This is a genomic window from Campylobacter lari, assembly GCF_004357905.1.
GTDB classification, from domain to species: Bacteria; Campylobacterota; Campylobacteria; order Campylobacterales; family Campylobacteraceae; genus Campylobacter_D; species Campylobacter_D lari_D.
The window spans coordinates 1-17519 of record NZ_SMTT01000006.1 but is presented as its reverse complement, the minus strand read 5'-3'; the positions used below and the strand labels follow the sequence as shown (position 1 = coordinate 17519).

Here is a 17519-nt window from a genome sequence, read left to right as displayed (position 1 = left end):
CATGGGTGTGAGTGTATTTGATATGAGGTTGCTTCAAGATTCTTGGAGCACTCCTGCAATGAGAGCTATTTTTAGCGAGGAAAATAGGATTCAAAAATGGCTTGATGTAGAAGCTGCCCTGGCAAAAGCTCAAGCAAAACTTGGCATTATCCCTAATGAAGCAGCTACAGAAATAGCTAAAAAAGCTCATTATAAATTTATGGATATGGATTTTATTTTTGCTGAATTTAAAAAGACTAAACACCCTTTAGTGCCTACTGTTAGAGGTTTGGAAAAAGCTTGCGAAAATGGTCTTGGTGAATATGTGCATTTTGGTGTAACAACACAAGATATCATTGACACAGGCATAGTTTTACAATTTAAAGAAGCTATGGCTTTAATCAAACAAGATTTAAAAGATATAGCTAAAAATTTAGCAAAAATCGCAAAAGAGCATAAGAACACTGCAATGATGGGAAGAACTTTAGCTTTACAAGCTTTACCTATAACTTTTGGACACAAAGTTGCAATTTGGCTAAGTGAGCTTAATCGTCACTATGAAAGAATTATCGAACTTGAAAAAAGATTATATGTAGGATTAATCGTAGGTGCAGTGGGAACTAAAGCAAGCTTAAGTGACAAGGCTAATGAAGTAGAAAAACTTACTTTAGAAAGTTTAGGTTTAGAGGTTCCTGACATCTCATGGCAACCAGCAAGAGATCGTTTTATTGAGCTTGGTTATGTTTTAGGTAATATCAACGCAACCTTTAACAAAATAGCACATCAACTTTTAATTTTAGCTCATAATGAAATCGATGAAATTGCTGAGCCTTTTGGAAAAGGTCAAGTAGGAAGCTCTACTATGCCTCATAAAAGAAATCCTGCAGTAAGTGAAAACGCAGTGACTGTAAGTAATGCCCTAAGAGCTAATATTGCAATTTTAAGTGATATAGAAAGACATGAGCATGAAAGAGATGGTCAAGTTTGGAAAATGGAATGGAAGCTTTTACCAGAAGCATTTTTAATGCTTTCAGTAGTATTAGCAAATATGAAATTTGTCTTTGATGATTTAGAAATTAAAAAAGACAAAATGTTAAAAAATCTTGATACGCTTAATGGCTTTGTATTGGCAGAACGCGTGATGTTTGCATTGAGTGATCATTATGGTAAGCAACATGCACATGAAATTGTTTATGAAAATGCTATGAGAGGTATAGAAAATCATAAAACTTTTAAAGTTGTTTTACTTGAAGATGAGCGTGTAAGTAAGGTTTTAAGTGAAAAAGACATTGATGTTTTAATGGATGCTACAACTTATGTAGGTTATGCGCCAAAATTAGTTGATGAGTTCTTAGAAAAAATCGCTAATGCACCAATTCTAAAGTAGGAAAAAATGTATTTAAGTGAAAAACTAGCCGAATTTATCGTAAATTTAGATTATGAAGCTATTCCTAGTGAAGTAAAACAAAGAGCAAAAGAGCTTATGCTTGATGCACTAGGAACAGCCCTAGCTGCTAAAAATGAAGCTTGTGTTTTAAATGCAACTAAGGCTTTTGAAGCTTTAAGCGTAAATCCTAGTGAAAAAATTTGGAGTGGGGATAAAAAGCTTGATGTGATTTATACCGCGATGGTAAATGCTATTGCAGCGCATGCCCTTGATTTTGATGATACTCATACTGAAGCTATTTTGCACGCTAGTGCTATTTTAACCCCGCTTTGTTTAACTTATGGATTTAGTGTAAGTAAAGATGGAAAGAAAGTTTTAAAAGCCTTTATTATTGGTTGGGAAATTGCTGCTAGAGTGGGTATAGCAAGTAAAGGAAGTTTCCACAAATGTGGCTTTCATACTACAGCTATAGCAGGAATTTTTGGTAGTGTGGCTGCAAGTTGTGTTTTGCTTGATTTAAACAAAGAACAAATCATCAATGCGCTAGGTTTAGCAGGAAGTTTTGCAAGTGGGGTAAATGAGTTTTTATCTAATGGTTCTAATTCTAAAGTTTTACACATAGCTAATGCTTTGAAAAATGGAATTTTGGTAGCAAATTTCGCAAAAGCTAATATGAGCGGTCCTTTGAGTATATTTGAAGGAAGGGATAATGTCTTTAGAACTTTTGGCTTAGAAGATGAATGTGATAAAAATGAACTTTGTAAGGGGTTGAATGAAATTTGGCAAGTAATGCAAGTTTCGTTAAAACCTTATCCAAGTTGTCATTTTGCACATGGGCTTATTGATTGTGCTATGAGTTTAAGAAATGATGGCTTAAAAGCACAAGATATCAAAAGTTTGCATTGCTTTGTAGATGAAGTGCCAATTTCATTTATTTGTGATCCAATAGAAGCAAAATACACTCCACAAAGTGCTTATGCGGCCAAATTTTCCATGCCTTTTTTAATGGCTTTAGCGTTTTTTGATGGCAAAATTACTTTAAAATCTTATGAAAATTTAAATAGAGCTGAGCTAATAGAATTTGCTAAAAAAATTAGCTATGAGAAGAAAAAATCTAGCGGTTTCCCTAAATACTTTCCAGGACATTTAGAAGCTGTTTTAAATGATGGAAGGGTAATTAAAAAAGATGTGTTTATAAATAAAGGAAATTTTGATAATCCTTTAAGTTTTGATGAATTAAAAGATAAATTTCTTTCTAATGCTAGCATAGCACTTTCTTTAGAAAAGGCTGAGGAATTAGTCAAAAAGCTTCAAAATTTAGAAAATCTAAATGATTTTGATTTCTAGCAATCTCAAAAAATGAGATTGCTTATTATTTTAAAAAATAAATAATTGAATTTTTTATATAATGTCTTATCTTAGTTTTTGTAAGGAAAAACATGACTTTAGATACATTAAAAGACAATGAAGAAGCCTTTATAGTAGGCTTTGAAGCAGATAAACAACTCCAAGCAAGACTTTTTAGTTTTGGTTTTGCAAAAAACAAAAAAGTTAAAAAAATTCGCTCTTCTATAGCAAATTCTACTATTATGGTAGAACTTGATACAACTTGCGTGATTTTACGCTCAAGTGAAGCAAAAATAATACAAATTTCAAAAGAGTTTTAATGAAAGAAATCATCGTTGCTTTAGTAGGTCAGCCAAATGTTGGTAAAAGTTTATTAATTAACGCACTTTGCAAGGCTAATATGAAAGTTGGAAATTTTAGCGGTGTTACAGTTGAAAAGGCTGAGGCTAGATTAGTTTATAAAAATTATGAGTTTAAATTTGTAGATTTACCAGGAACTTATGCATTAGATGGTTATAGCGAAGAAGAAAAAATTACAAAAGATTTTTTAAAAAAGGGTAAATTTGATCTTGTAGTAAATGTGCTTGATTCTACAAATTTAGAGCGTAATTTGATTTTGAGTGCATCTTTAATAGAAGCTAAAATCAAAATGATTATGGCTTTAAATATGCAAGATGAAGCTAAAAATGAAGGTTTTAGTATAGATTTTAAAATTTTATCCCAACTTCTAAATACACCTTGTCTTGGCGTGTGCGCTAAAACTAAAGAAAATCTAAATGCACTTTTGGATTTAATCATTTCAACCCATGGAGCTAAATTTGAAGCCAAAGAGCGTGTTTATAGTGATATTATAGAAGAAGAACTTGCAAAAATAAGTGAATTTTTAAATCAAAATGAAATTACTTATTTAGATTTTTCTACAAAAGATTTAGCGATAGCTTTGCTTAAAAATGAAGCTAATATAGTCATTTCGCACGCTTTGAGAAAAATACTTGATGAAGCTTTAGAAAAAATTTATATGGCATATCATAGCAAAGATATGGAAAGTATTTTTAAAGAAGAGCTAATTGCTTTTGCAAATGGTATATGTGTTAAGGTTTTAAGCAAGAGTGTTAAGTATAAAAATCATACCAAAGAAATAGATTCTATTTTAATTAATAAATTTTTAGGAATTCCTATATTTTTGTTTTTTATGTGGGCTTTATTTCAACTAACCTTTGCTTTAGGTCAAATCCCTATGGATTATATAGAAATGCTTTTTGCTAATTTAGGTGATATAGTAAAAAATAATATTAGCAATGAATTTATCGCTTCAGCCTTAGCTGATGGTGTTTTAGGTGGGGTTGGTGCGGTTATAACTTTTTTACCAAATATTATGATTTTATTTTTTGGCATAGCTTTGCTTGAAACAACTGGATATATGGCTAGGGTCGCATTTTTATTAGATGGAATTTTATACAAATTTGGCTTACATGGTAAAAGTTTCATCCCTTTAATCACGGGTTTTGGTTGCTCAGTACCTGCATTTATGGCTACAAGAACTTTAAAAAATAAAAAAGATAGATTATTAACTCTTTTTATTATTAATTTTATGAGTTGTGGTGCAAGACTTCCTGTATATGTGCTTTTTGTTGGAGTGTTTTTTCCTGCTGATGTGGCGGGAAATTATCTTTTTGGGATTTATCTTTTGGGTGCGTTTTTGGGTTTGATTGCAGCTAAGATTTTAAGAATGAGCGCTTTTAGAGGACAAGATGAACCTTTTGTAATGGAAATGCCAAAATATAGAATGCCAAATTGGAATTTGGTATGGTTTATGGTGTTTAACAAAGCCAAAATGTATTTAAAAAAAGCAGGAACATTTATTTTGATAGCTTCTTTGCTTATTTGGTTTGCGAGTAATTTTCCTGCACAAGAAAATAATACTCAAGATGCTTTAACTCAAGAGCTTCAGATAGAAAATAGTTATCTTGGACAATTTGGCAAAGCAATAGAGCCTATTTTTGCACCACTTGGCTTTGATTGGAAACTTAGTGTATCTTTGGTAAGTGGTTTAGCGGCTAAAGAAGTGATGATTTCCACTATGGGTGTGCTTTATTCTTTAGGCGATGAAGTTGATGAGACAAGTTTAAATTTACAAGAGGCTATAAAAGAAAACATCCCTTTTAGCACAGCAGTTGCTTTTATACTTTTTGTTATGATTTATAATCCTTGTTTTGCAGCAACTATAGTTTTTGCTAAAGAAGCGGGAAATAAAAAATATGCATGGTATCTTTTTATATTTACGTCTTTATGTGCGTATTTGATCGCTTTTTTTGGGATTAATATTACTAAATTGATAATTTAATCATCTTTATGATGATTAAATTTCCATTTTTTGCTCTAAAGAGTGTTGCCAAAAGGCCGTTTCAAGTCTTATAGTAGTATAAAAAATTTCGTTTAATTTTTTAAATTTTTCTTCACTAATGCTATTTGCATAAGAATTAAAAAAGTCTTTAAATTCTTTAATTTCATCTTGAAATTCTTTACCTGCATAGGTTAAAATCCACTCTTTGTAAGGATGATTTTCTAAGCTTTTTTCACTAAGTCCTTTATAAATTTCTTCCCCTATATATGCATAACCTATAGCACAAGCACTCAAAGCACACAGCATATCCAAATAATCTCCATTTTGTCCCACACTTAGTAAGTATCTTGTATACGCAATATTAGTTAAACTTTCATCTTTATAGTCAAGTTTTTCTACATTAATGCCTAGTTTTAAAATACTTCTGTGAAGTTCTAATTCTCCTTCTAAAGTGTAGTTTTGATTTTTAATAGCAAATTGAATTTCTTTAGCGTTATTTGCATTTAAAGCAAGCAAAGCATAGCATTTTGCATAATTATTTAAAAAAATATAATCTTGTTTAAGATAAAACAAAAATGTATCTTTTTCTAAAGTACCATTTTGAAGTTTTTTTACAAATTCATGATAGATGTATTGCTCCCAAGTTTTTTTATTTTCTTTTATAAGTTTATCCAAAAGCATAAATTTCCTTTGCTAAAATTTAAGCTTTTATTTAAACACAGATAATTAAATTTTTCGTAATAATCTTTAATTTTTAACTTTTTAAACAAGAAATTTATTTTTTTATTGTAAAATGCGTTTTAATTTTTTAAACTAGGAGATAAAAATGGCAATTTTTGATGATGTAAAAAAAGTAGTTGTTGAGCAACTTAGTGTTGATGAAGATGCAGTTAAAATGGAATCTAAAATCATTGAAGATTTGGGTGCTGACTCTTTGGATGTTGTTGAATTAGTTATGGCTTTAGAAGAAAAATTTGATGTAGAAATTCCAGACAGTGATGCTGAAAAACTAGTAAAAATTGAAGATGTTGTTAATTATATAGAAAATCTTCAAAAATAATTTTAATTTTTAATAAGGAGTGCGGTTTGAAACGCGTTGTAGTAACAGGTATAGGAATGATCAATGCTCTTGGCTTAGACAAAGATAGCTCATTTAAAGCAATTTGTGATGGCAAAAGTGGCGTTGATAAAATCACCCTTTTTGATACCACTGATTTTCCAGTGCAAATTGCTGCTGAAGTAAAAAATTTTGATCCTTTAAGTGTCTGCGATGCTAAAGAGGTTAAAAAAATAGATCGTTTTATACAACTTGGTATTAAAGCAGCAAGAGAAGCTATGGAAGATGCTAAATTTGATGAAACTTTAAACAAAGAAGAATTTGGTGTAGTTTCAGCAGCTGGTATAGGTGGTTTACCAAATATAGAAAAAAATTCCGTTACTTGCGCACAGCGTGGACCACGCAAAATAACTCCTTTTTTCATACCATCAGCTTTGGTTAATATGCTTGGTGGAATTATATCAATCGAGCATGGATTACAAGGACCAAATATCTCATGCGTGACTGCTTGTGCAGCAGGAACTCATGCTATAGGCGAAGCATATAAAAGCATAGCTTTAGGCAATGCAGATAAAATGCTTGTAGTGGGAGCTGAAGCAGCTATTTGTGCTGTAGGTATAGGTGGCTTTGCTGCTATGAAAGCTCTTTCTACTAGAAATGATGATCCAGCTAAAGCTTCAAGGCCATTTGATAAAGAAAGAGATGGTTTTGTGATGGGTGAAGGTGCTGGTGCTTTGGTTTTTGAAGAGTATGAGGCTGCTAAAAAGCGTGGAGCTAAAATTTATGCTGAGTTGGTAGGTTTTGGCGAAAGTGCAGATGCACATCATATCACTTCACCTACTTTAGAAGGGCCATTGCGTGCTATGAAAAAAGCCTTAAAAATGGCAGGAAATCCAAAAGTAGATTATATTAATGCACACGGAACTTCTACTCCAGTAAATGATAAAAATGAAACAGCAGCTATTAAAGAACTTTTCAAAGATCAAATTCCTTTAGTTAGTTCTACAAAAGGTCAAACAGGACATTGTTTAGGTGCTGCTGGTGCTATTGAAGCTGTTATTTCTTTAATGGCACTTGATCAAGGTGTAATACCGCCAACTATCAATCAAATCGTAGCAGATGAAAATTGCGATCTTGACTATATACCAAATACTGCAAGAAAAAGCGAAGTTAATGTTGTAATGAGCAATTCTTTTGGTTTTGGTGGAACAAATGGTTGTGTGATTTTCAAAAAAGTAGATTAATATGGCTTCTTATTTAGATTTTGAAAAAAATATTCAGCAAATTGATGAAGATTTAGCAAATGCTAAAATCAAAGGTGATGATGAAGCAGTAAAAATTTTAGAAAAAAACCTTGAAAAAGAAACTCAAAAAGTTTATAAAAATTTAAGCGATTACCAACGCTTACAGCTTGCAAGACATCCTGATCGTCCTTATGCGCTTGATTATATTCAAGCTATACTAAGTGATGCTTATGAAATTCATGGTGATCGTGCTTTTAGAGATGATCCTGCTATTGTGTGTTATGCAGGTTATATAGGTGGGAAAAAAATTATTGTTATAGGTGAGCAAAAAGGTAGAGGTACTAAAGATAAACTTCATAGAAATTTTGGTATGCCTCATCCTGAAGGTTATAGAAAAGCTCTAAGAGTAGCAAAAATGGCTGAAAAATTTGACATACCGGTGTTATTTTTAGTGGATACTCCAGGTGCTTACCCAGGAGTGGGTGCTGAAGAGCGTGGTCAAAGTGAGGCTATAGCTAGAAATTTATACGAGTTAAGCGCCCTTAAAACAATCACTATAGCAGTAGTTATAGGTGAAGGTGGAAGTGGTGGTGCTTTGGCTATAGGAGTAGCTGATAAACTTGCTATGATGAAAAATTCAGTTTTTTCTGTGATTTCACCTGAGGGTTGTGCTGCTATTTTATGGAATGATCCATCAAAAAGTGAAGCTGCTACTAAGGCGATGAAAGTAACTGCTGATGATTTAAAAACTCAAGGTTTAATAGATGATGTTATCGAAGAGCCAATGAGTGGAGCTCATAGAGATAAAGAAAATGCGATTAAAAATTTAAGTGATTATATCTTAAAAGCTATAGAAGAGTTAGAACAATACGATAAACGCGAATTAGCCGCATTAAGAATGCAAAAAATCTTTAAATTTGGTGCTTTTGCTGAATGATTTGCATTTTTATGCAAATTTCAACTTTTTTTAAAAAAACTATTGTATAATTACAACTTCAATTCAGTGGTTGGATAGCTCAGTCGGTAGAGCAGCAGACTGAAAATCTGCGTGTCGGCAGTTCGATTCTGCCTCTAACCACCATCTTCATTTTCTATTATAAAAATCATCTAATTTTTGAAGTTCATTTTCACTAAATCCTGCTTGTATTCTAGCTGTTTTATTATATACTTTTCCTAAAAGATTAAATTCTTTATATTTGGCACAAAGATCAAGGTAATCATCATTTTCATTTTTTGCATAATTCCACCAAAAATCTCCTTTATTTACATGTTTAATCTCATCATTTAATATAATGGTAAAAATTTCATTGAATAAACTTTTTATAGGATGATTAGTTGTGTTTAATTTTTCTAAGACAAAAGGATTGGCATCAAGTCCTTTTGCTTCAAGTCCTCTATGCACTATGCCCATTCTGTGAGCAAGATTATCTTTGGTTAAAAATAAGGCTTTTTCAAGATTATCATGGGCATAGAAATCTCCATATTTAAAACCAAGTTCATTTAAAGTTTTTTCTAAAAGCAAAAAATGCTTAATTTCCTCATCAGCTACCTCAAGCCAATCTTGATAAAATTTCAATGGCAAATTTTTAAATCTATAACTAGCATCTAAGGCCAAATTTATAGCACTATATTCTATATGTGCAACTGAATGTAATATTTTAGCTAAAGATGAAGTACTATTTGCCTCTTTTGGACGCCTTATTTTCATAGGATGAAGGATTTTAACTTGTGAGTTTTCATAAATGATCGCTTCATGTGAATGATTAAAATCATATAAATTAGTTTTAAAATTTTCATAAAATTCATTAAATAATTCAATCTTTTTAAAAATATCTTTGTGATATAAAATTTTTTCTAATTCTTCAAAAAAATTTCTTTTCATTTTTAAACCTTGTTAAATATTATATAAGATAAAAAAGTATAATATAAAAATTTTGAAAATTTAAAAAGGTTTGCTAAAAATATGTTTAATGTCATACATGCTCTTTTTTTTAGAGAGTTAAAGACAAGATTTGGTATTAATAAATATTTGGGCTATTTTTGGGTAATCGGAGAGCCTATGATGGTAGTTTTGGTAATCACTTCTATTATAACAGCTATTAGAGAATTTCATCATCAAATCATGCCTGAAGGTGTTTCTATCTTTTTATTTTTAGCAGTAGGGATTATACCTTTTTTTATGTTTAGAAGCATTATTAATCAGCTTTTAAATGGTATTAGTTCTAATCTAACTTTATTTGCTTATAAACCTATTCGCCCTATACATGTATTTATTGCTAGGGCTATGCTTGAATTTTGTATTTATTTTACTATTTTTATTTGTGTAATGTTTTTAGCAGGTTGGTTTTTGCATATGCAAGTTATACCTAAGCATTTTCTAGAAGTGATGTTTTCGTTTTTTTTGCTTGTGGTATTTGGCTTTGCTATGGGGATGTGTTTTGCTATAGCAGGACATTTTGCAGAGCCTTTAAAAATGGCTTTAAATTATTTAAATATAGTTTTATACTGGACAGCTTTGGTGGTATTTCCTATATGGATAGTTCCAAAACCTATTTTAGACATTTTATATTACAATCCACTTTTACATATTATGGAACTTTTAAAATATAATTTTTTTCAAAATTATCCATTACTTGATGATTATAATTACTATTATCCTATTGCATGTTTGAGTGTGATTTTGTTTTTGGGATTGTTTTTTTATTATTTTACTAGAGAAAAGTTGATAGCGGTGCGATGATAAAATTAGTTAATTTAACAAAATCTTTTCCTTTACGTAATGGTGAAAGGCATTATGTTTTTAAAAACTTAAGTTTTGAATTTCCTGAAAATTGCAGTATAGGTTTAATGGGACGCAATGGTGCTGGAAAATCAACCTTAATGAAACTTTTAAGCGGCTCCTTGCTTCCTGATAGAGGTAAGATTATAACTAATAAAAAACTATCTTGGCCATTAGGTTTGGCAGGCGCATTTCAACACAGACTTTCAGCAAGAGATAATGCACGCTTTGTAGCTAGAGTATATGGTTATAAAGGAAAGGCTTTAGAGGAAAAGATTAAATTTGTTGAAGATTTTGCCGAGCTTGGAAAATTTTTCGATGAGCCTATGAATACTTACTCAGCTGGTATGAGCGCTAGAATATCTTTTGGCTTAAGTATGGCTTTTGATTTTGATTATTATTTAATTGACGAAGCAGGTGCTGTGGGAGATCCTAAATTTAGAGAAAAAAGCTCTAAAATCTATAAAGAAAAATTAAGTAGGTCAAAAGTTATTATGGTTTCGCATAATGTAGCTGAAATTAAACAATGGTGTGATAAAATTATATTCATGCAAGATGGACAAGCTACTATATATGATGATGTAGATGAGGGTATAGCGGTATATCAAGGAAAAGTAAATGCAAAATGACTTATTAAAAAAACTTAAAAATTTAAAGATACTTAATTCTTTTAAAATAGTGTTGATTTTGACAGCATTTGTTGTATTTTATTATGTTTTTATAGCAGCAAATCGCTATGTGAGTGAAAGTGTTTTAAGTGTGAAATCAACGACAGGAGATAGCGGAGCTATTACTGGAATTGCTGCATTTTTGACTAATAATTCTTTTTCAAGCGAGGATATTAATTATTTAAAATCTTATATTCATTCTTTAGATATGTTAAATATCTTAGAAGAAAAAGTTCAAATTCGTGAGTTATATCAAAAACAAAAACTTGATTTTTTTTATAGTATTTCCTCATCAGCCAATCAGGAAGAGTTTTTAAAGTATTATCAAAACCGTGTTAAAATTACTCAAGAAAACTCAGCTAATGGGCTTTTGCGTGTAGAAGTTGAAGGTTTTGATCCACAAAGTGCACATTTGATAGCTTCAACTATAGTTAAAGAAAGTGAAAAATTTATCAATGAAATTTCACACAAAGCCGCAAGAGATCAAATGCAATTTGCTGAAGAAGAACTTTTGCAGTTTAAAAAAAGATATCAAAAGGCTAAAGATGAGCTTTTAGCTTTTCAAAATAAATATGGGGTATTTGATCCACTCAAACAAGCAGAGGGCACTCTAAAACTCATAGCTGAACTTGAATCAAAAATAGCAGCCAAAGAAGCTGAGCTTTTAATGATGCAAAGTTATATAAATGATAATGCACCACAAATTGTTACTATAAAAAGTGAAATCACAGCCTTAAAAAAACAACTTCAAAAAGAAAAATCCAAAGTTTCATCCCCAAAATCCTCTCAAAAACTTAACGATCTTGCAGCTAAATTCCAAGATCTAACCATAGAGGCAGGTTTTGCAGAAAGTGCTTACACAGCTGCATTAAAAGCTTATGAGAGTGCTAGGATAGAGGCCTTAAGAAAGATAAAGCAGGTGGTTATAGTTCAAAGTCCAAGCTTACCTCAAAGTGCTAAATATCCAGAAGCTTTGTATAATATACTCACAGCTTTTATGGTTTTATCTTTGATTTATGGAATTGTTAAATTTATTAAAATGATTATAGAGGAGCATAGATACTAATGAGAAAGATATTTTTACTTTTACTTTTACCTTTGTTTTTATTTTCAGCAGTAGATGTTTCTCAAATTGCAAAAACACAAGCAGATAGTATAAAGCAAATTCAAGATAAAAAATTTTTACAAAGTGATTTAAATAAAACAGTAATTATAAATACTAAAGTTTTTGGTGCGCATTTGTTTAATGGAAACTTTACTAAATTTACTCAACATGTTTATAATCCTGATTATAAACTAGCAGTAGGCGATAGGATTAATGTAAAAATTTGGGGTGCGGTAGAGTTTATACAAACCTTAACAGTAGACTCTCAAGGAAATATTTTTATACCAAAAGTAGGTGCGATTAATCTTTTGGGTGTGAAAAATAGTGCTTTGGTACAAGTTATTACAAAAGCTATTAATAAAATTTATAAAAGCAATGTCTATGTATATGCGGATATGGATATTTATCAAAATGTATCGGTATTTGTTACAGGAAATGTAAATCAACCAGGCCTTTATCAAGGATTAAGTTCAGATTCTATTATACAGTATTTAGATAAAGCAAGCGGTATTAATCTAGAATATGGTAGTTTTAGAGATATTCAAATTTTAAGAGATAATAAAGTCATTAAAAAAGTAGACTTGTATGATTTTTTACTTAAGGGTCAGCTTGATCTTTTTCCTTTTAGAATGGGTGATGTGATCTTAGTGGGTAGTGTGCAAAAGTATGTTTTTGTTGAAGGAGATGTGCAAAAGCCTTTTAGATTTGAGTTAAGTAATGATATTTTAAATTTAGAAGATATAGCCAAAGTTGCAGGAGCTAAACCTATAGTAACTAATGCTGTGGTAAAAAGCTATAGAGATGATCATAAATTACATGTGGATGCTTACAGCAAAAAGCAGTTTTTAGGTGTGAAGTTATACAATGGCGATGAGATAGAATTTAGACCTGATTATACTGCGCAAAATATTAGTATTAGTATAGAAGGTGAGCATAGTGGTTTGCACTCAGTAGTGATAAAAAAGGGTACAACCTTGGCTGAACTTGCTAAAATGATTACAGTTAATGATCAATCAAACATTAATGCTTTACAAGTTTTTAGAAAAAGTGTAGCAGCTACCCAAAAACAACTTATTGAAGCCCAACTTAAAGAGCTTGAAACACTAGCTCTAACAAGTTCTTCAGTTAATGCTGAGCAAGCTAGCATTAGAGCTACTCAAGCTAAAACGATTTTAGAATTTATTGCGCGTGCAAAACAAGCTCAACCAAAAGGACAAATCGTTATAGACAATGTCAAAGCGTATAATTCTATAGTATTAGAAGAAGGTGATGTGGTAAATGTACCTAGTAAAAATAATCTTGTTTTGGTTCAAGGTGAAGTTTCTATACCAGGTGCATTTGTATATATGGATAAAGAAAAATTAAGATATTATATTAACCTAGCGGGTGGTTTTAGCGATAGGGCTGATATATCAAGAGTTTTAGTAATTAATGCTAATGGTAAAGCAACTAAATACAGCGGTAGAAGTTCAGCAGATATAAAAGCGGGAGATTCTATTTTAGTTTTACCAAAAGTAGATAGTCAAAATCTCCAAATTTTTAGCATGCTAACACAAATTTTATATCAAATAGCTATTGCAACTAATGTAGTGTTAAATATATAGGAATTTAGATGAGCCAAATAGATGCGATTAAAATAGCCAAAGAAGTTTTTGAGATAGAGTCAAAAACGATTTTAGATTTATGTGATAATTTAGATGAAGGTTTTAATAAAGCCATTGAGTTGATTTTATCTATCAAAGGTAGATGTGTAGTAAGCGGTATGGGTAAATCAGGTCATATAGGGGCTAAGATAGCTGCAACCTTAGCTAGTACAGGTACCCCGAGCTTTTTTATGCATCCGGGCGAAGCATTGCATGGAGATCTTGGTATGCTTACAAGCGAGGATGTGCTTTTGGCTATTTCAAATTCAGGAGAAACTGAAGAGGTTTTAAAACTTATACCTGTGATTAAAAAAAGAAAAATTCCTTTGATCGTCATGGCAGGAAATCAAAATTCTACTTTAGCTAAACAAGCAGATATTTTTATAAACATAGCAGTAAAAAAAGAAGCTTGCCCACTTCAGCTTGCTCCAACTTCTTCTACTACGGCCACTTTAGCTATGGGTGATGCTATAGCAGTAGCTTTGATGAGAGCAAGGAATTTTAGACCTGATGATTTTGCTTTATTTCACCCAGGAGGAAGCTTGGGTAGAAAGCTTTTGACTAGGGTGGGTGATTTGATGGTGTCAAATAATCTACCTATGGTAAGCCCTGAGAGTGAATTTAATGAGTTGGTTGATGTGATGACTAGTGGTAAGTTAGGGCTTTGTATAGTACTTGAGAATGAAAAACTAGTTGGAATCATCACAGATGGGGACTTAAGAAGAGCTTTAAGGGCAAACGGTAAGCCAAGATTTGATTTTAAAGCTAAAGAAATCATGAGCGATAGTCCAAAAACCATAGAAGCAAGTGCTATGGCAAGCGAGGCAGAAGAGCTTATGCTAAAACATAAAATTAAAGAAATAGTTGTCACTCAAGATGAAAAAATAGTAGGCATTATACAACTTTATGCGATAGGTAATGTGTGAAGCTTTCCATTGTTATACCTTTTGGTTTAAGTAAGGAAAGAATTTATATAAAAGATCGTGTTATTCAAAAAGCATGTGAGTTTAAAAGTGATGATAGAGTTGAATATATTTTTGTTGAAGGGTATTCTTCTTTAGAAAATGATTTAAAGTGTATTATCAAAGAAAATGGGCATATTTATCATAAAGATGAAAGTCAAAAAGATTTTTTCTCCCAAGGAAAATGCCGCAACCTTGGTGCATCTTTTGCAAATTCAGATGTTGTGATGTTTTTAGATGTGGATTATTATTTATCACAACAATTTTTAGAGTATATTTTAGATCTTATTGATATCAAAGAAATATCCTTAAAACCAAATCATATTTTGTCTTTACCAGTTGTATTTTTAAATCAAAAGGGTAACGAGTTTATTTATACTCAAGATAAAAAATTATGGGATGGTTTGATAAAAAATGATTTAATTAGCGGAAAAAAAGAGTGGATCAAATTTTTTGCTCCAAGTTCTACTTCTAGTATAGTGATTAATAGGCATAAATTTTTAACACTTGGTGGAAATGATGAGCAATTTATAGGCCACGGATATGAGGATTTTGATCTTTTAGCAAGAATTTTATACTCTTGTATTGATTTAGAGCAAATACCAGCTAATTTAAACTATGATGCAAGAAATTGGAATTTTAAAAATTTTGAAGGATTTAGAGCTTGGTTTGCTTTACTTGGATATGAAGCAAGTTTTCATGGGGTGTATTTATATCATTTTCATCATGATGAACCAAATCAAAATGGTTACATGGATAATAAACATAAAAATCATCAAAGATTTTATAAACATATATCAAATATTAAATCACATTCTATAAAGCATTTATGCGATAAAAGTGTTTACCGAGATAATGTTTTATTTATTCATTCCAAGGAAACATTATATTCCATAAAAGAAATACTACCTTATATAGGTAATATTATATATATAAATGAAGATAATTTAATTTACAAAAGCCAAAAAGAACTCGAAAGTATAATCACGGAAAAACAAATTCATAAAGTTTTGCTTTTCAATGGACACATTAAAAATGAAAATCTATTAGATTTTTTTCAAAAGCTAGATTTAGAGATTTTTTATTTTGAAAAAGGAATTTTACCCGAGTCATATTTGATAACTAGTAACAAAAATAAAATGTTAGAATTTGATAAAACTTTATATCAAGATGAAATAACGCAAACAAGATTGTATTTAAAAAGTTTATCAAAAGAAGACAATGATAAAATTTTAAATTTTATGGTAGAAAAAAATATAGATAAAAATGATTTAGATTTTTTTGTAAATTTTTTAATTAATGATTTATACTGTTTTGGTAAAAAAGAACAAGAAATTATAAAATTTTATAAGATAAATCTAGAAAATAAAAAAATATTTTTTAAAGATATTCAAAAAAGCAAATATAGTCTAAATTCTTTGATTTATAAGCCTTTTATATACGAAATTTCATCATTTTCATTTATAAAAATGTTTAATAAATATATAGGTTTAAAGCTTGTGCAAACTAAAATTTCTCATACGAAGTTTTATCGTTTACTTCGAAAGTTTTTTTATAATCCGAATAATTTTTTTAGTGATTCTAAATTTTTTAAAAAGTTTAAAAATGCAAACTAAAACCATTGGCGTAGTAATCCCCATATACAATGTAGAAAAATATCTAAAAGAATGTTTAGATAGTGTAATCAATCAAACCTATACTAACTTAGAAATCATACTCGTAAATGATGGTAGTACAGATGAAAACTCACTCAATATTGCAAAAGAATACACTCTAAAAGATAAAAGAATTACTCTTTTTGATAAAAAAAATGGTGGTTTAAGTAGTGCTAGAAATGTAGGTATAGAATATTTTAGTGGAGAATATAAACTCAAAAACAAAACCCAAACTTTAAAAGAAAATTCTTTAATAGAATTTAATATAGAAGGTAATAATCCTTATGAAATATATACTGTATATAAAAGCTATAAAGCTTTTAATGATGAACAAGATTTAACTAGCTTTACTTATCCTATTATAGATTATATTATCTTTTTAGATTCTGATGATTATTGGGAATTAAACTGCATAGAAGAATGTGTACCTAGAATGGATGGGGTAGATGTGGTGTGGTTTGATTATAGGCCTTTATATGATAAAGTCAAAAGAAAACATATTAGCCAAATGACTTATTTTGATTATAAAAATGAGATTATCATCACGCCTAAAGAATGGCTAGAGAAAGCTAGAGAAAGAAAACTTTTTTATTTTTGGTTTGCTTGGCAAGGTATGATTAATTTTGATTTTTTTAAAAATATAAAATTACAATTTATTAATGGAATTTTTGCAGAAGATTGCCATTTTGGAGTGTTATTATTTGCATTAAGTAAAAATATTTATATATTTCCAAAGCAAATATATGTTTATCGTTTAAGAGAATTAAGCTCTATGAATTTTACTAATAAAAAATGGGTAATACACCCCAGTTCGCATCTTAAAAAAATAGATGTTTTTGAGAATTCAAATACGACTAGGCTATATTATGAAAGTGCAAGCTGGATGCAAATTGCATTAAATTTTATAAAATTTATTGATTCTAATCACTATTTGAGTGAAGATATAAAAACACATTTTTTACCAGTGGTTTGCAATAAAGCTTTGACTTTAAAAAAGTTTGATAAAGATCCATTATGTTTAAAAAAATACACTAAAAATTTAAAAATATATATACAAAATCAACCCTTAGGAGCAGTTGATAGAGTGAAAGAATATCTTTCGTATAAACTTGTAAAAAAAATTAAAAATAAAAAAAAATTGAAAAAATATTTTTTTGGATTCTTGATTATAAAAATAGTGTTAAATCATCAATTAAATATATATTTATATCGCTTAAAGACTACAAAAAACATTTCTTTAAAAAGATATCCTTTAGAGTATTACAGAGATTATCAGAAAGCACTGAAATTAAAAGAGCAACTAAATAATGTTAAAAAAAGGATGTATTGATTATGAATAAAAAAAAATC

The 17519-nt window shown here is 30.1% G+C and carries 16 protein-coding genes and 1 tRNA gene; 15 read left to right on the top strand and 2 right to left on the bottom strand.

The window, feature by feature from the left end; genetic code table 11:
• The first annotated feature begins 1 nt into the window (after nt 1).
• From purB to feoB, 4 genes are all read left to right on the top strand, one after another.
• Nucleotides 2–1366 carry an adenylosuccinate lyase gene (purB, locus tag E2O22_RS05460; protein WP_133319585.1) on the top strand — a complete coding sequence of 455 codons (1365 nt, stop codon included), beginning with the start codon at nt 2–4 and terminating at the stop codon, nt 1364–1366.
• A 6-nt stretch (nt 1367–1372) separates the two neighbouring features.
• Nucleotides 1373–2713 (top strand): MmgE/PrpD family protein, encoded by a 1341-nt coding sequence (locus tag E2O22_RS05455; protein ID WP_133319584.1) that lies wholly within the window; start codon nt 1373–1375, stop codon nt 2711–2713.
• 92 nt (nt 2714–2805) lie between these two features.
• On the top strand, nt 2806–3033 hold the full coding sequence (locus E2O22_RS05450; protein ID WP_039627920.1) for a FeoA family protein: 228 nt from the start codon (nt 2806–2808) through the stop codon (nt 3031–3033).
• On the top strand, nt 3033–5057 hold the full coding sequence (gene feoB, locus E2O22_RS05445; protein WP_133319583.1) for a ferrous iron transport protein B: 2025 nt from the start codon (nt 3033–3035) through the stop codon (nt 5055–5057). Before E2O22_RS05450 ends, feoB begins: the two co-directional genes overlap by 1 nt.
• Nucleotides 5058–5072: 15 nt before the next feature.
• Here feoB and tenA read toward each other — a convergent pair whose 3' ends face one another.
• Complete coding sequence (gene tenA / locus E2O22_RS05440) at nt 5073–5738, bottom strand: thiaminase II (protein WP_133319582.1); 666 nt, start codon at nt 5736–5738, stop codon at nt 5073–5075.
• Nucleotides 5739–5883: 145 nt separating this feature from the next.
• Here tenA and acpP point away from each other — a divergent pair, with 145 nt between their 5' ends.
• The 4 genes from acpP to E2O22_RS05420 all read left to right on the top strand — a co-directional run bounded on the left by acpP (nt 5884) and on the right by E2O22_RS05420 (nt 8439).
• The gene (gene acpP, locus E2O22_RS05435; protein WP_039617517.1) at nt 5884–6117 is read left to right on the top strand and encodes an acyl carrier protein; all 234 of its coding nucleotides are present in this window, start codon (nt 5884–5886) and stop codon (nt 6115–6117) included.
• Between the two features lie 26 nt (nt 6118–6143).
• A complete protein-coding gene (locus E2O22_RS05430; protein WP_133319581.1) occupies nt 6144–7358 on the top strand; it encodes a beta-ketoacyl-ACP synthase II in 1215 nt (404 codons plus the stop codon).
• A gap of 1 nt (nt 7359) precedes the next feature.
• Entirely contained in the window at nt 7360–8295 is a 936-nt protein-coding gene (locus E2O22_RS05425) for an acetyl-CoA carboxylase carboxyltransferase subunit alpha (RefSeq protein WP_133319580.1), read from the top strand.
• A 68-nt stretch (nt 8296–8363) separates the two neighbouring features.
• Nucleotides 8364–8439: transfer RNA gene (locus E2O22_RS05420), tRNA-Phe, on the top strand.
• A gap of 3 nt (nt 8440–8442) precedes the next feature.
• On the opposite strand, the gene E2O22_RS05415 is transcribed toward E2O22_RS05420, so the two are convergent.
• On the bottom strand, nt 8443–9240 hold the full coding sequence (locus E2O22_RS05415) for a ferritin-like domain-containing protein (RefSeq protein ID WP_133319579.1): 798 nt from the start codon (nt 9238–9240) through the stop codon (nt 8443–8445).
• A gap of 81 nt (nt 9241–9321) precedes the next feature.
• Between E2O22_RS05415 and kpsM the strand changes: the two genes are divergently transcribed.
• The 7 genes from kpsM to E2O22_RS05380 are packed head-to-tail and all read left to right on the top strand — an operon-like array spanning nt 9322 to nt 17500.
• Nucleotides 9322–10098, top strand: a complete 777-nt coding sequence (gene kpsM, locus E2O22_RS05410) for a capsule polysaccharide transporter KpsM (RefSeq protein WP_133319578.1) — start codon at nt 9322–9324, stop codon at nt 10096–10098.
• Nucleotides 10095–10766, top strand: coding sequence for an ABC transporter ATP-binding protein (locus E2O22_RS05405; RefSeq protein ID WP_133319577.1), 672 nt, complete (start codon nt 10095–10097; stop codon nt 10764–10766). The genes kpsM and E2O22_RS05405 overlap by 4 nt, the downstream gene beginning before the upstream one ends.
• A complete protein-coding gene (locus tag E2O22_RS05400) occupies nt 10756–11871 on the top strand; it encodes a KpsE/RkpR family capsule polysaccharide export protein (RefSeq protein ID WP_133319576.1) in 1116 nt (371 codons plus the stop codon). Before E2O22_RS05405 ends, E2O22_RS05400 begins: the two co-directional genes overlap by 11 nt.
• Nucleotides 11871–13514, top strand: a complete 1644-nt coding sequence (locus E2O22_RS05395) for a polysaccharide biosynthesis/export family protein (RefSeq protein WP_133319575.1) — start codon at nt 11871–11873, stop codon at nt 13512–13514. Before E2O22_RS05400 ends, E2O22_RS05395 begins: the two co-directional genes overlap by 1 nt.
• An 8-nt stretch (nt 13515–13522) precedes the next feature.
• On the top strand, nt 13523–14479 hold the full coding sequence (locus E2O22_RS05390; RefSeq protein WP_412175278.1) for a KpsF/GutQ family sugar-phosphate isomerase: 957 nt from the start codon (nt 13523–13525) through the stop codon (nt 14477–14479).
• A complete protein-coding gene (locus E2O22_RS05385; protein WP_133319574.1) occupies nt 14476–16131 on the top strand; it encodes a galactosyltransferase-related protein in 1656 nt (551 codons plus the stop codon). The genes E2O22_RS05390 and E2O22_RS05385 overlap by 4 nt, the downstream gene beginning before the upstream one ends.
• Nucleotides 16121–17500, top strand: a complete 1380-nt coding sequence (locus E2O22_RS05380; RefSeq protein WP_133319573.1) for a glycosyltransferase family 2 protein — start codon at nt 16121–16123, stop codon at nt 17498–17500. The genes E2O22_RS05385 and E2O22_RS05380 overlap by 11 nt, the downstream gene beginning before the upstream one ends.
• The last annotated feature ends 19 nt before the right edge of the window (nt 17501–17519 follow it).